Origin of the sequence: Niabella aurantiaca DSM 17617 (assembly GCF_000374125.1) — a bacterium.
Taxonomy (GTDB): domain Bacteria; phylum Bacteroidota; class Bacteroidia; order Chitinophagales; family Chitinophagaceae; genus Niabella; species Niabella aurantiaca.
In genome coordinates, this window is sequence record NZ_KB893625.1 from 191,506 (window position 1) to 205,867 (window position 14,362).

Here is a 14,362-nt window from a genome sequence, read left to right on the forward strand (position 1 = left end):
AAATCAGTTCTGTTACTGCTTTTGAGTATCGCATTTTCAGGAATACTGAATGCTCAGACAACGATTACCGGAACCATTACCAACCAGGATGGAGCGGTAGTGCCCGATGCGACGGTCAGCGTTAAAGACCTGTCGGTCACAACGAGTGCCACCAGCGCCGGAAAGTATTTTATAGTTGTCCGGCCGCAACACAAAATCCTGGTATTTTCATCTGTGGGCTATATTACGAAGGAAGTAAACCTTTCGGGAAAAACAGTAGTCAATGTGATATTGGAAAAGGATATTTCAAATATGAATGAAGTGATCGTAACCGGTTATACCGCTACCGCCAAAAAAGATCTGACCGGTGCTGTTGGTACCGTCAACGTGGAAGACATGCAAAAAGCGCCCGTCCGCTCATTTGAGGAAGCGCTGGCCGGCCGGGTAGCCGGGGTTCAGGTTACCTCCCAGAGCGGCCGCCCCGGATCGGCTATCGATATCGTGATCAGAGGGGTTGGTTCGATCAGCCAGAGCAACCAGCCGTTGTTTGTAATTGACGGGTTCCCGCTGGAGGACCCGGACAATAATATGATCGATCCCAATGATATTGAGACCATGAGCGTATTAAAAGATGCCTCTGCTACCGCTCTGTATGGTGCCCGGGGCTCCAATGGTGTAATTGTAATTACAACCAAGCGCGGCGTACGGGGCCAACCACGCGTGAACTACCTGGGCAGCTATGGCATCAATGAAACCACCCGGTATATGGACCTGCTTAGTCCTTACGAATTTGTAAAGATCCAGTCCGATCTCCCGGGAACCAATCCCTACCTCACCGACGGAAGGATACTGGAAGACTACCGGAATGAAAAGGGGATCGATTGGCAGGCCATGCTGTTTCAAACAGGATCGCAGCAGAATCATTCGGTCAGCCTTACCGGCGGAACGGATGGTACGCGGTACTCGCTCTCCGGCAATTATTTTGCGCAGGACGGTATCATTATCAATTCTTCGTTCCGAAGGTACCAGGGAAAAATGACACTGGATCAGACCATTGGTAAGCGTTTCAAAGTAGGTGGCGCTGTTCGCTATACCAACAACCTTACCAAAGGCGACAATTCGCAGGGCAATGGCGGGCAAAGCGCCTTATTTTATCAGGCCTTCAGCTACCGGCCCATCGCCATATCCGGCAATAATGTTCAGCTGTCGGAGGATCTGTATGATCCGGAGGGAAACGGTGCGGGCGATTACCGGGTGAACCCGGTTTTGTCTGAACAAAATGCGATCCGCAACAGCACCAGCAATAATGTTGTAGCAAATTTATACATCGATTATAAGATCGCCAAATACCTGAAGCTGGAGCTGCGGGGAAGCTCCAATAACAATTTTGTACGGGTGGAGCGTTTTAATAATTCCAAAACCAGAACCGGTGGTAAATACAGTCCCCAGGGGGTGAACGGAAGTATTTATAATTACCGGTATGATTATTACGATAATACGAATTTGCTGGATTATACCCGGAACTTTAAAGGGAAGCACAGTCTGAATGTGGTGGCGGGCATGGAAATGCAGATGCGTTATTCCCGGGCCCTGGGTTATTCGGCCACCCTCATACCGGAAGAGAGCCTGGGTCTGAGCGGGATCGATGCAGGAACGATCACTACCCCGCCGGTGAATTCCGTTTCCAAAAGCACCATGGCTTCCTGGCTGGGTAGTGTGGCCTATAACTACAAGAGTAAATATTACCTGACCGGGAATTTCCGGGCGGACGGGAGTTCCAAATTTATGAACGAGAATCAATGGGGCTATTTCCCGTCGGGAGCCGTGAAGTGGAAGTTCAGTGAAGAGGCGTTTCTCAAAAAGAGCAAATGGTTGTCGGATGGGAATATCCGGTTTAGCTATGGAACTACAGGAAATAACCGGGTAGGTGATTTTGACACTTATTCAAGAATTATTTTCAGCAACGCTGTAACTTTTTCGGGTGTTTTACAACCCAATAGTGCGGTCATCTCTTCTCTCCAGAACCCGGCGCTCCGGTGGGAAAGCACCACCTCCACCGATCTGGGTGTGGACCTGGGTTTCTGGAAGAACAGGATCACCCTTACCGTGGATCTTTATAAAAGGGCAACCGAAAACCTGTTGTTTAAAACCAACCTGCCCCCTTCGTCCGGCTACGGCAGTGTCATGAAGAACATTGCCAAGATATCCAACAAGGGGCTGGAGTTCACGCTGAAGGCCCACATCATTCAGCAAAAGCAGTTTACCTATACCTCTGATTTTAATATCAGCTTTAACCGGAACCGGTTAGAAGGACTTTCGGATCCGGACGAGACCGCGATCCTGACAAATATCGGTTGGGATCCTTATTATAACTCGGTTCCGGCATATATCGCAAAGATCGGAAGTCCCCTGGGTCAGATGTACGGTTTGGTGGCAGATGGATTGTACCAGTACAGCGATTTTGATAAGATGCCGAACGGATCGTATGTACTGAAGCCCAACGGGGTGGTCAATACATTCCTGCCCACGGCCTATCCGCGGCCGGGCGATTCAAAATACAAGGATATCAATGGCGATGGGGTAGTGGATGCAGATGACCGGGTGGTCATTGGTAACGGTTATCCGCTGCACACCGGTGGATGGAGCAACAATTTCCGGTATAAAAACTTTGATCTGAATATTTTCTTTCAATGGTCTTACGGGAACTCCGTGATCAATGCCAACCGGCAGTTCTTTGCAACCGGTCTGAACATTTATTTACGCAATACCATCATGCCCGGACAAAATGCGCTGGCCGAATTTGCCAACAGATGGACGCCTCAGAACCAGGATACCGACATCCCGCAGCTGAACCGGGCTTATTTTGTCTACAGCAGCCAGTTTGTGGAAGATGGTTCGTTTCTGCGGCTCAAAACGATCAACCTGGGCTACACGCTTCCCCAGCCATTGCTGAAACGCATTCATGCCAAATCCATGCGTGTGTATGTGGCTACTTCCAATATCTACACCTGGACCAAGTATAAGGGTTTTGATCCCGAACTTTCGGCCTTCCAGTCGGCCTTGTCGCCCGGGTTGGATTTTTCTACTTATCCGCGGCCGTTTACGATCGTAGCAGGACTTAATCTATCACTGTAAATTTTTGAAAATGAACAAGAGCTTATTTTCTCTTTTACTCGTCGGCATTTTGGGGATCACCGGGTGTAAAAAGTTCCTCACCGTTATACCCGAAGACTTTGTTGCGCCGGAAAATTATTTCAACAAGGAGCAGGATGCGGTCCTGGCCTTAAATGCCGCCTTTTTTGATTTGAAAGATCTGAATTTCCTGGGTGGTCTTTGGCTGGCGAGGGGTGTGGCCGATGCGGACGATGCCTATTCCGTTCTGGAAGGGAACTATATTGCCAATCATAAGGCTCCTACCAATGATGCGGCCTTCTCCAATCACTGGACGGCTGCATACCGGACCATCGAGAAATGCAATGTGCTCCTGGCCAATATTGACCGGGTGGAGATGGATGAAACGAAACGGTCGGTTATCAAAGGGGAGGGACTGTTTTTGCGGGCCTATTGTTACTTCTTCTTAGTAACGCAATGGGGCGCCGTTCCGCTGAAATTAGCTCCTACAGCTGACCCTACGGATATCCGCATTCCAAGGACACCGGTAGCCGAAGTGTACGATCAGATCCTCCGGGACATGACCTATGCGGAATCTGTTGTTCCCCCGGCTTCACAGGAACAATATGGAGCGGCAGATTATCCTTCCCGGTCTGCCGTGCAGGCCATGCTTGCCCGGGTTTGTCTTTCGATGGCGGGCGAGCCGCTGAAGGACGTGTCAAAATATGCGGCGGCCAGGGATTGGGCCAAGAAGGTGGTCGATTCCAAATTGCACTCCTTAAATCCAAGTTTTGAGGATGTATTTGTGAAGCTCATTTCTAATCAGTACGACAAAAAAGAAAGCATCTGGGAAATTGACTATGCCGATGTTCCGGGTCCCCGGCAATCCAGTTATATTGGTTACCTGGACGGCATCATCGGGTCGCCGGCGGATAGTGGTACCATGCTGGGGCAGGTGCATGCCACCCGTCTTTTGTACAACCTGTATGGCTCCAAAGACCTGCGGCGCGACTGGACGATTGCGCCCTTTATCTTTACGGCTACCGGAACAAAGACTTACTGGTCTTCCACACAGCTATACGACCGGTGCATTGGGAAATTCAGGCTGAATGTGTCGCCCATGCCGCGGGTCAATTCGAGATCGCCGGTAAATTTCCCCGTCATCCGCTATTCGGATGTGCTGCTTATGCTGGCGGAGGCGGAAAACGAGGTAAATGACGGCCCAACACAACTGGCCTACGATTGTATCAACCAGGTACGTGCCCGGGCTTATGGAAAATTGCTCCCCGGCGCTACGGATCCGACGGAAGCCGATCTGCCTCCCGGGCTGAATGAAGAATTGTTCCTTATCGAAATACAGGATGAGCGCGCCCGGGAGCTGGCTTTTGAAGGGCTGCGGAAAAATGACCTGATCCGCTGGGGGATATTTTTTTCCAGGCTGCAGGCAATGAAAGCAGACGTGAACGATACGGGGCAGCCTGCCGTGGTGGCCCGTCAAAAAACGAACATTATTAATCTGGTGGACAGGGCTACCGAAAAATGGCGCCTGTGGCCGATCCCTCCTAATGAAATTGCCCTGAACAGCGAAGTGACTCAAAATCCGGGCTGGTAATTTTAAAAAATGATTGTTTTATGAAAACATGGTTAATTTCTTTGGTGGCCTCCTTGCTCTTTTTTTCCTGCAAAAAGGCTTTTACAGGCGTGGAAGTGCCCGACCTGGAGATATCGATCGAATCGACAACGGTTGGAGTGAATGAGCCGGTGGTATTCAATCTTACGGGCAATGCAGATGTGGTCACTTTTTTTTCCGGTGCACCGGGAAGCGAGTACCTGTATAAGAACCGTACAACGCTTGATAACGCAACGCCGCAGCTGAGCTTTGACTCCTGGCGCCGGTACGGGGCGCAGGACGGCCTTCCGGACAATACCATTGCCCTGATGGTTTCGCAGGATTTTAACGGAACATATGACGCCGCTTCCATCAATAAGGCAACCTGGGTAGACCTGACCGATAGTGCGGCCTGGTCTTATGTGAAAGCGCCCAGCACCGAAACAACTCCTTCAGGGAACATCGACCTTTCCCGCTTTAAAGAGGTGGACGCGCCCATCTATATTGGCTTTAAATATAATGATCTCCCCAAAGCGGTTTCACAGCGGGCCTGGACCATTACCAACGTTCAGGTAAACAACGTGCTGGAGGATGGAACGGTTTTGAACCTGGCCAATAGTGCGGATATGTCCTGGAGCATTATCAATATCCTCAATGCTACCCGGATCTGGACCTTTAATGCTACCCAGATACAGATCTGGGGCGGGGCGGCCCAAACGGATGAAAACCTGGATTGGATTATCGGGAAGCCCATTTTCCTTAAGCGGATTGGAAGTGATAAAGGCGTCAGCATTAAAAATAATCCCAGCGTTCGCCTTACCGATTATACGTTTGCCGGGTACGATAAACCGGGGACATATAAAGTGACTTTCGAAATCGTCAATGCCAATAAATGGGATACCCAAAAGATCGTCAAAGAATATGTAATAACGGTTGAATAAACGGGTGGGGCAACAGCGATACATTGCCCGGAGCTCTTCCATTACTTTTTCCAACCTGTCCGGCTATCCGGACTCATAAAATCACACAAATGAAAATGAGATTAAAATTAGGCATGGTTGTTATCGGAAGCGTGATCTGCTTCATGACCTTCTCATGTAAAAAAGTATCCTCATTCAAATATCCGCCCTCATCGGTCAGTCTGTATGAAATGATCGCGGAGGATGACAATAATTTCTCGTTTTTTAAGCTGGCTGTGGACCGGAGTGGTTTGGGAGCGGAGCTTTCCGGGGGCAACTATACGCTGCTGGCACCCACAAACGCGGTGTTCTCACGTGCGGGTTTTAACGCCGGAATGCTGCAGGAGCTTTCCCTGGATTCGCTGACCCTGCTGGTTAAGAATCATATCATTTCCGGCGCGATGGATGAAACTGCGTTAACCGGCACCCAGGAGCTGACTGCATTAAGCGGCACAAAGATCCCCCTTCAGCAGCTGGGTAACCAAACCTATATTGCCGGTGCGGATATTACCAATGGCGATAATAAAGCGACCAACGGCTTTATGTATGTGATCAATACCGTACTGTTTAAAAGGAAGTCCATTGTAGAGCGCTTGCGGTCCTATGTTGCTGCAACCACAGACGCACAGTTTACCTATGTACTGGAAGCGCTCAAACGCGCCAGCGCCGGGGGTGTCGATTACCTGGCCCTGCTGGATGACCCTGCAGCTGCCTATACTTTTTTTGCACCCAACAACGGCGCATTTATCGACGGCGGCTATCCCACCCTGGCATCCGTTACCGCAGCGCCCGTAAACCGGATGGATGAGCTTATTAAAAGACACCTCGTTGACGGAAAGAAATATACCTCCGGATTTGATACCCTGCAGCCCGCCATGTCCCGGTCAGGTGCGCCGGTATATGCAGATCGTTTGAAGCCCGGGGCCAATACCTATAATTATTTCAACAGCATCAACGCCATCAGCGGCGCAGCCAATATGGAAGGGGGAAGCAGCGTGATTCATACCGTAAACGGGTTTTTGCCCCTGGCAACCGATCAGACTACCGGGGAACGGATCGCACAGGATACTTCGCTTACCTTCTTTTACGCCGCTTTACAAAGAGGAAGCGAAGCCGGTGAGCTGAACTTTGTGCAAATGGTGGCTGATGCGGCGGCATCTTATACCGTGTTTGCTGTCAACAACAACGGCTTCAGGAGCGCGGGTTATCCAAGCATTGCTTCCATTAACGACCAGGATCCAAAGGTGATCAGTGATATCCTGCGTCTTCACTTTTTAAATAAACGGGTCAACAATATCAATATCGAGGAAAACGGTAAAACCCCCACCTTGCTGTATGCCTTAAATGTGAATAATGAAATGAAGCCGGTCAACCTGACCGTGTCCTCTGCGGGCGGCTATAAAGTAAAAGGGGATTCCAACGTCAACACCATACCGGTGATGTCGGCTAATATTGTAACGACCAACGGTCTTTTAAACATTATCGGCGAGGTATTGACTCCCTGATGAACGGGAAAGCAGGGGGCTTTATTTTCTGTTCCATTTAATCCAATCATATGTTTCCTAAAATAATCCATACTTCATTTTTATCAGCTGTTGTCTTTCTTTCCGGACTATTGGGGAGTAACCAGGCGTATTGCCAGTATGCGGGTGCTGCATCGAAGCCCAATATTATTTTGATCGTTGCGGATGATCTGGGATATTCAGATCTTGGCTGTTATGGCAGCGAGATCCATACGCCCAATTTAGATCTGCTGGCAAAGCAGGGAATGCGGTTTACCCAGTTCTATAACCAGGCGGTCTGTAATATTTCGAGGGTCACTTTTTTAACAGGCCTGTACCCCCGGTATGGCAAGGGACCTTTATTGAAGAACAATATGGTTACGATGGCCCAGGTATTGCAGGGAGCCGGTTACGCTACGATCCTGAGCGGCAAATGGCATTTGGGCGGTGGGGCCACCAGCCCTATGCATAAAGGGTTCCAGGAGTTTTTTGGATCCATGATCGGGGCGGGCAACCATTTTGATCCCTCCCTGCCTGATCCGCCTTTTGTACACCACAGCGGTCCGCCGCATCCTTTTGTTCATAACGGAAAAGTGGTTACGCATGTTCCCGACGATTATTATACAACAGATGCCCAAACGGATTTTGCCATCCGGCAGATCCGGAAGAACGTGAAGCAGCACCAGCCGTTTTTTCTGCACCTGGCCTTCAATGCCCCGCATTATCCGCTTCAGGCCTGGCCGGAAGATATTGCGAAGTATAAGGGGCGATATGATGCGGGTTATGAAGTGCTGCGGAAAGAGCGTTATAAAGGAACGATCAAAGCCGGTGTGCTGAACCCGAAATGGGGATTGCCGCCCACCGATAAGCGAAGCGGGGCCTTTGCCTATGATCTGGCAGTGCCACCCTGGGATTCGCTTAGCCGGGAGGAGCAGCGGCATGAATCGGAAAAGATGGAAGTGTATGCAGCAATGGTCGACCGCATCGATCAGAACATCGGGCGTTTAATGGATTTTCTTAAGAGCAGCGGGATCGCCGATAATACTCTGATCGTATTTTTCTCCGACAACGGGGGCTGTGCCAGTATGATCACCAACCCCAGGTCGGTGGAGCTGAACAAGGCGTATAATAAGGGAAAGCCGATCGGCGGCAAGGATACCTATGAGCTTGCCGGTCCGGGCTGGGCTTCTGTAATGTCAGCTCCCTTCAGAAGATATAAGGTCTGGACCCAGGAAGGGGGGATCTCCACACCCATGATCGTTTGGTGGAAAGGTAAAATACAGCCGGGGGGGCTTACCAATATGCCCAGTCATATCATTGACCTGTTCCCCACTTTTTTGGATGCTTCGGGGGCTGCGTATCCGGAAACCTTTGAAGGAAAGTCCATTCTTCCGCTGGAGGGAAAAAGTCTGCTGCCCTTCCTCACCAGGCATCAAAAAATGCCGGAGCGTGAATTTGGGTGGTTCCTCTATGGGAACCGGGCGTATCGTAAGGGAAAATGGAAGGCCGTCTATGGAGTAACGACGATGAAATGGGAGCTCTACAATATGGATGCGGACCGTACAGAGTGTCACGATCTGGCCGGGAAGCATCCAAAAATAGCTAAAGAGCTGGAAGAGGACTGGTACAAATGGGCGGGCATCCGGGAGGTTCCGCTTGACAACAGCAGGTATTTGAAGAACTAAGGACTGGTAAGGCGCCGGCAGAACAGGCTGTACTTTCCCCGGACCACTTCACAAGAGATGTTTCCCGGTTTGATAAGAGGCGCAGATGGAAGGATCAGATGATCTGCTGTAAAACGGTTAATCAGCATATTTTTAAACAGGCTTTAACTACATCATAAATGAAACATTATTTTCTGCTTTTTTGCGTGATGCTTGCAGTTGCCGGCCATGCACAGAATAGTTCAGGAAGTAACAGGGCTATCAATGAAAAGTTTATCCTGACGCCAAAACCTTCGGCGAAGCCGCGCCTGAACAATGCGTTGGTATATGGCTGCCGGCCGGGGAATGCGTTTCTGTACCGGATCCCCTGCCAGGGTGAAAGACCCCTGAGGTTTTCGGCTAAAGGATTGCCGGCAGGTTTGACGTTAGATGAAGATTCGGGCATCATCCGGGGAGCGGCTCCTGCACGTGGAACGTATCGCATCGTATTGAAAGCAAAAAATAAAAAGGGGAAAGCATCCAGAACGTTTGAGATCATTTCGGGCGATAAAATCGGCCTCACACCACCCATGGGCTGGAACGACTGGTATGCGCATTACGACAGGATCTCAGATAAATTAATGCGCGAGGCGGCAGATCTGATCGTATCAACGGGAATGGCGGATGTGGGCTATGCCTATGTAAATATTGATGATTGCTGGGCGGTTTCCACACCCAATAACAAAGCGATGAAAAAAGATGACGGTACCCGTTATGGGACCCCCAGAAAACCCGATGGAACGATCCTCCCGAATGTTCATTTCCCCGACATGAAGCGGATGACCGATTACATTCATTCAAAGGGTTTGAAAGCCGGCATTTATTCGTCGCCCGGACCGCGGACCTGTATGGGTTTTACCGGCAGCTATGGCCATGAAAAGCAGGATGCGGAACAATACGCAAAATGGGGATTCGATTTCTTAAAATATGACTGGTGCTCTTATGGGAGCGTTGTGGGTAAAGACCGAAGCCTGGCTGCCTTTCAAAAACCATATAAGCAGATGGGCGATATTTTAAAGAACATCGATCGTGATATTTTCTATAATCTATGTCAATATGGTTATGGTGAATCATGGAAATGGGCGGCATCCATTGGAGGAAATTCCTGGAGAACGGCAGGCGATCTTGGGATAAAAGAGCTGGACAAGATTTTTGACATCGCCCTGCGCAATGCAAGCTTTCGTGAATACAACAAACCCGGTGAATGGAACGATCCGGACTATATTTCCATTGGTTATATCGGCAGCAACCAGGACAGGGGTGCGCCGAAGCCCACACCTATGGGCCCATGGTTGCAATATTCCTATATGTCGCTTTGGAGCTTAATGGCTGCTCCATTGTTTTATGGCGGCGATCTGTCCCGGCTGGATGATTTTACATTGGGTATTTTATGCAACCCGGAGATCATAGCGATCAACCAGGATCCTTTGGGCCAATGCGCCAGAGTGATCATGCATGGTGATAAGCAATTTATTATGGTAAAAGATCTATACGATGGTTCCAAAGCCGTAGGGTTATTCAACCGGGAAAAAAGACCGGTTGAAGTCAGGGCAACATGGGAAGAGATCGGCCTGCGGGGAAAACGGAAGATCAGGGATGCCTGGCGGCAGCGGGATCTTGGAACTTTTACAAATGAGCTCAGATCAACAATTCCCGCACAGGGTTGTTTGGTCGTAAAGATATCAAAGCGCTGAAAGCACGATCCTGCCCTGTTTGACCATCCGCTAAAAAGCTTTCAATAATGTTTTTTTAACAGGCTTAGAAATAAATAAGATCATTGATTAAAAACCAGAAGTATGAAATTGAGAAATCTTAAAACCACAATGTTCCTGTATGGATTATCAGGGTTGCTTACGATGACCACATTTGCCCAGCCTGCGGCGTCCGGGGGAAAACTGATCGATAACGGTAACCTGTGGATCCCCGGTAATGTTACGGAGCTGCCGGGTTTAAAGATGGGGCCTTTTGTCCGGAAAGAAGATAAAAGCATCGTGACCGTGGAAGGAACAAAGTGCCTGATCAGTACCAATGAAGGCAAATCCTGGAAGTCTTACGACATTTTTAAAGATCCCGCAAAATTTCATGTTTCCAATGAAAGGGCGCTGCTCAGAACGGCCAATGGAACACTGATCCTGGCTTTTATGAACGGAAGGGAAAAGAGCGGGTGGAACTGGAACAGGAAGATCTCCGATGCGCCGGGGGCCATACTGCCCACCTATGCGGTCAGAAGCCTGGATGGCGGGAAGACCTGGGAGGAGCCAAAGAAGCTTCACAATGAATGGACCGGTGCGATCCGGGATATGATCCAGACCCGGAACGGCAACGTGGTGTTTACCAGTATGATGCTGGCCCATAACCCCGGTCGTCATACCGTGCTCACCTATACTTCCCGTGATGAAGGCGCCAGCTGGGAACGCAGCAATATTATCGATATGGGAGGCATCGGAAACCACAGCGGGGTTACCGAATCAACTCTTGAAGAACTGAAGGACGGAAGGTTATGGATGTTAATGCGCACCAATTGGGGCAGTTTCTGGGAAACGTTTTCAGATGATGACGGCATTACCTGGAAGGATATCCGGCCCACCAGTATCGGTGCCAGCAGCTCTCCCGGTATGTTGAAAAGATTGGCCAGCGGCCGGTTGTTCCTGGTATGGAACCTGCGGTACCCCCAGGGTAAGGATTATTACCGGCTGCGCGGCGGAGACCGGCAATGGTCGGAAGTGGCCTCAAGCAATTACAGGGAAGAGCTGGTGATCGCTTTTTCCGATGATGACGGCAAGACCTGGACCAAACCCCGGATCATTGCTAAAACAATGAGGGCGAAAGATAAGGACATCTGGGATTCCTGGGTCGCTTATCCTTATGTATTTGAAGCAGCGCCGGGCGAAATATGGGTAACCACCATGCAAAGTAACCTGCGGGTAAAACTCCGGGAAAAAGATTTTGTGCAATAGCACGGACCTGGTGTAAGAAAAATGGCAGGGAGCTTATAATGGCCCGCACCACGGTCAGCCTCCTCACCGACGGGACAGTCAATTTATGAAGATCATTTTGCCACCGGTTCATTATAAACAGCCTGTTTATGGTTGATGGCCGTCCTGAGCTTCTGCCCGGACGGGTGTTTCAAAATCTGTCTTAAGGCATTGGAATAAACCCTGGCACAGGAATAAATTAAAAATAGAACACATGAAAACAGCGGCCTGTTTTAAGAAATGGATCCTTTTGTCAATGACTGTACCGGCTTTTTTTGCCGTGCCGCAATCACTGCCGGCGCAGAAAAAAGCGGCTCCCCCAAATATTGTCTTCATATTAGTAGATGATCTTGGCTGGAGCGATCTGGGTTATATGGGCAGCACCATTTATGAAACGCCCCATATCGACCAGTTCGCTGCCCAGGGCATGCATTTTACCGATTTTTATGCTGCGGGACCCGTTTGCTCTCCCACAAGGGCTTCCATATTAACCGGGAGGAACCCGGTGAATACGGGCGTCACTACTGTTTTGATTTCGCCGGACCAGGATGTGGATTATATGGCGCATCACCTGGCGTTGTCGGAATATACCTTGGCAGAAGCATTGCGGGACCGGGGTTATGCCACCGGACTTTTTGGCAAGTGGCATCTTGGCTACCAGCTGGAACACTGGGCTACGCACCAGGGTTTTGATGTGGCCATTGGTGGCGAAGCCTCTTATAATGCCTGGCAGGTCGCCTATCCCGATCGCCCTTTGCCGGTTCCGGCCAAACACCTGGGACAGTATTATTTCAGCCCTTATTATAACGTACATATGGAGGATGGGCCCGTAGGGGAGAATCTGGGAGATCGGTTGACCGATGAAACGATCCGGTTCATCGAATCGCGTAAGGACCGTCCGTTCTTTGCTTTTCTTTCTTTTCATGCCGTGCATACACCACTGGATGCGAAAAGGGAGGTAGAAGCAAAGTTCCGGAAGAAGATCAACGGACTGGGGCTGCTGGAGATCGATGAGAACCAGAACGGTTCCCGGAAATATCAGAACCTGCCTGAGTATGCCGCAATGGTGAACCAGATGGACGGAAATGTGGGCAAATTGCTTAAAAAGCTGGATGACCTGGGGCTGAGCGATAATACCATTGTTGTATTTTCGTCGGACAATGGTGGTAAAAGAAGTGTTACTTCCAACCTGCCTTTACGGGGTGGAAAGCATATGCTGTACGAAGGAGGTATAAGGATCCCGGTGATTGTCCGGTGGCCCGGCAACATTCAACCCCGTTCAATATCGCATACACCCCTGATATCCGATGATTTTTACCCGACCCTGCTCGATCTGGCCGGCTTGTCTCCGGTGACCCGGCGGCGGCCGGACGGCATCAGTTTCAAAAATGTACTGCTCGGGAACCTGGCCGGAACCAACCGCGGGGCTTTGTACTGGCATTACCCGCATGGACAGTTCCAGGGTGCCGTTCGCCGGGAAGACTATAAACTGCTCTATTACTATAAAACAGGGAAGACAGAGCTGTATGATCTGAAAACGGATCCGGGGGAAACAAAAAACCTGAGTAAAAAAGAGCCGGAACGCGTGGCTGTGATGAAAAAAGAGCTGCACAACTGGCTGCTCAAAAATAAGGCGAGGTTTCCCCGGGAGGGAATCATCATGCCTTGAGCGGCGCTTTTTGATGATAAGATGCAGGGATCGACAACCCGGCATAGGGCTGTATAAAAGACCCACGAAAAAGACGGAAACATTTAAATACACAATATTGTAAAATGAAAATCTATCTAAGGACGCTTCTCCTGCTTAGCATAGCAGGCCTCAGTATGGCAGGGTGTGGTACAAACAGACCGGCAACAAAACAATCGGTGAAGGATCCCCTGGATCTTACCATTGTTACTTTTGGCAATTCGGTAACAGCAACCCGGAAAACGATCAAACAGGTATTTGCCCAACGGCTGCCCTCGCTGTTGTCGCAGAAAGGCATTGCCGCAACTGTGATCAACAGCGGCGTTCCGGGCAGTCATACCGGCAGGTTGGCCGATAATGACGTGATCAAGGTGAAACATGCGCTGGAACGTTTTGATACGGATGTGCTGGATCATCACCCGGACCTGGTGATTGTGGATTTTGGCATCAATGACGCCGCCATTGATCCCCGGAAAGGCAGTTCCCGGATACCGTTGGCAGATTATAAAAGGAACATGGAGTATATGGTTACCCAAATGCAGGAACGAGGGATCAATGTGCTGCTGATGACCCCTAATGCCCGGGGAGGCAAGCAAAAAGACCTGTTAAATAAAACACTTTCCCGATATGTGAACGTGGTCAGGGGTTTGAGCAAGACCCATAAAACCGGGTTCGTGGACAATTTCCAGCTATTCCTGGACTATCCCTCAAAAACCGGCAAAAGTCTGGACAGCTTATTGCTGGACGGGATCCATCCCAATGATACGGGGCATGAAATGATGGCCGATCTGATTGTAAAGGAGATCGTCCGTATGTACCGCAGGCAGCTTTAAGAAA

At 49.8% G+C, this 14,362-nt stretch carries 9 protein-coding genes; all 9 read left to right on the forward strand.

Annotated elements, in window-relative coordinates; genetic code table 11:
* Positions 1-21 precede the first annotated feature (21 nt).
* The 9 genes from B160_RS0100815 (at position 22) to B160_RS0100860 (ending at position 14,358) form a co-directional block, all read left to right on the forward strand.
* Complete coding sequence (locus B160_RS0100815) at positions 22-3,114, forward strand: SusC/RagA family TonB-linked outer membrane protein (RefSeq protein ID WP_018625935.1); 3,093 nt, start codon at positions 22-24, stop codon at positions 3,112-3,114.
* A gap of 10 nt (positions 3,115-3,124) precedes the next feature.
* Positions 3,125-4,702: a RagB/SusD family nutrient uptake outer membrane protein gene (locus tag B160_RS0100820; RefSeq protein WP_018625936.1), complete on the forward strand. Its 1,578-nt coding sequence runs from the start codon at positions 3,125-3,127 to the stop codon at positions 4,700-4,702.
* A gap of 20 nt (positions 4,703-4,722) precedes the next feature.
* Complete coding sequence (locus B160_RS0100825) at positions 4,723-5,640, forward strand: DUF5017 domain-containing protein (RefSeq protein ID WP_018625937.1); 918 nt, start codon at positions 4,723-4,725, stop codon at positions 5,638-5,640.
* An 89-nt stretch (positions 5,641-5,729) separates the two neighbouring features.
* The gene (locus B160_RS0100830; RefSeq protein WP_018625938.1) at positions 5,730-7,163 is read left to right on the forward strand and encodes a fasciclin domain-containing protein; all 1,434 of its coding nucleotides are present in this window, start codon (positions 5,730-5,732) and stop codon (positions 7,161-7,163) included.
* Positions 7,164-7,213: 50 nt separating this feature from the next.
* On the forward strand, positions 7,214-8,845 hold the full coding sequence (locus B160_RS28100; protein ID WP_018625939.1) for an arylsulfatase: 1,632 nt from the start codon (positions 7,214-7,216) through the stop codon (positions 8,843-8,845).
* Positions 8,846-9,003: 158 nt separating this feature from the next.
* Positions 9,004-10,557, forward strand: coding sequence for a putative Ig domain-containing protein (locus B160_RS0100845; protein WP_018625941.1), 1,554 nt, complete (start codon positions 9,004-9,006; stop codon positions 10,555-10,557).
* 102 nt (positions 10,558-10,659) lie between these two features.
* Complete coding sequence (locus B160_RS0100850) at positions 10,660-11,820, forward strand: sialidase family protein (protein WP_018625942.1); 1,161 nt, start codon at positions 10,660-10,662, stop codon at positions 11,818-11,820.
* 232 nt (positions 11,821-12,052) lie between these two features.
* Positions 12,053-13,507 (forward strand): sulfatase, encoded by a 1,455-nt coding sequence (locus B160_RS0100855; protein ID WP_018625943.1) that lies wholly within the window; start codon positions 12,053-12,055, stop codon positions 13,505-13,507.
* A 104-nt stretch (positions 13,508-13,611) separates the two neighbouring features.
* The gene (locus B160_RS0100860; protein ID WP_018625944.1) at positions 13,612-14,358 is read left to right on the forward strand and encodes an SGNH/GDSL hydrolase family protein; all 747 of its coding nucleotides are present in this window, start codon (positions 13,612-13,614) and stop codon (positions 14,356-14,358) included.
* Positions 14,359-14,362: the final 4 nt, after the last annotated feature.

Excerpts from the sequence above, each read along its gene's own strand:
- B160_RS0100850 (WP_018625942.1), top strand. The coding sequence starts at position 10,660 with ATGAAATTGAGAAATCTTAAAACCACAATGTTCCTGTATGGATTATCA.
- B160_RS0100845 (WP_018625941.1), top strand. The coding sequence starts at position 9,004 with ATGAAACATTATTTTCTGCTTTTTTGCGTGATGCTTGCAGTTGCCGGC.
- B160_RS28100 (WP_018625939.1), top strand. The coding sequence starts at position 7,214 with ATGTTTCCTAAAATAATCCATACTTCATTTTTATCAGCTGTTGTCTTT.
- B160_RS0100830 (WP_018625938.1), top strand. The coding sequence starts at position 5,730 with ATGAAAATGAGATTAAAATTAGGCATGGTTGTTATCGGAAGCGTGATC.
- B160_RS0100825 (WP_018625937.1), top strand. The coding sequence starts at position 4,723 with ATGAAAACATGGTTAATTTCTTTGGTGGCCTCCTTGCTCTTTTTTTCC.
- B160_RS0100860 (WP_018625944.1), top strand. The coding sequence starts at position 13,612 with ATGAAAATCTATCTAAGGACGCTTCTCCTGCTTAGCATAGCAGGCCTC.
- B160_RS0100855 (WP_018625943.1), top strand. The coding sequence starts at position 12,053 with ATGAAAACAGCGGCCTGTTTTAAGAAATGGATCCTTTTGTCAATGACT.
- B160_RS0100820 (WP_018625936.1), top strand. The coding sequence starts at position 3,125 with ATGAACAAGAGCTTATTTTCTCTTTTACTCGTCGGCATTTTGGGGATC.